Origin of the sequence: Sphingomonas sp. LH128 (assembly GCF_000293195.2) — a bacterium.
GTDB classification, from domain to species: domain Bacteria; phylum Pseudomonadota; class Alphaproteobacteria; order Sphingomonadales; family Sphingomonadaceae; genus Novosphingobium; species Novosphingobium resinovorum_A.
Map to the genome: position 1 here is coordinate 1 of NZ_ALVC01000471.1, position 517 is coordinate 517.

1 pseudogene is annotated in these 517 nt (G+C 60.3%); it reads left to right on the forward strand.

The window, feature by feature from the left end:
• A pseudogene (locus LH128_RS32610) lies at positions 1-454 on the forward strand (IS3 family transposase); the annotation flags it as partial.
• Positions 455-517: the final 63 nt, after the last annotated feature.

The window sequence follows — 517 nt, forward strand, 5'->3', positions numbered from 1 at the left end:
GCGAAATTCACGCCCACCCCAATCCGCACAAGGCCGGGTTCCGTCGGCGCTTACTGACGAACAGGCACTGACCGAGGACATCATTGCATTGGCGAAGCAATATGGTCGTTACGGCTACCGCCGGGTCACGGCGTTGCTGTGCCATGCAGGGTGGACGGTGAACCATAAACGTGTCGAGCGGATATGGCGGCGTGAAGGACTGAAAGTCCCGCAGCGCCAGCCAAAGCGCGGGCGTCTATGGCTCAATGACGGATCGTGCATCCGCCTGCGGCCGGAATATCCGGGACATGTATGGGCCTACGACTTCGTCGAAGGGCGCACGCATGATGGCCGCAAGTTCCGCATCCTGACCATCATCGATGAGGCCAGCCGGGAGTGCCTGGCGCTCGTCGTGGCGCGTCGGCTCAGGCATGAGGATGTTCTGGCGGCCTTATACCAAACCCCATTAATCAGAACCCATGTGCCCATTTGCGGATGCCGATGGACATGATGCGCCATGGCTGATCGACGAGCTTGT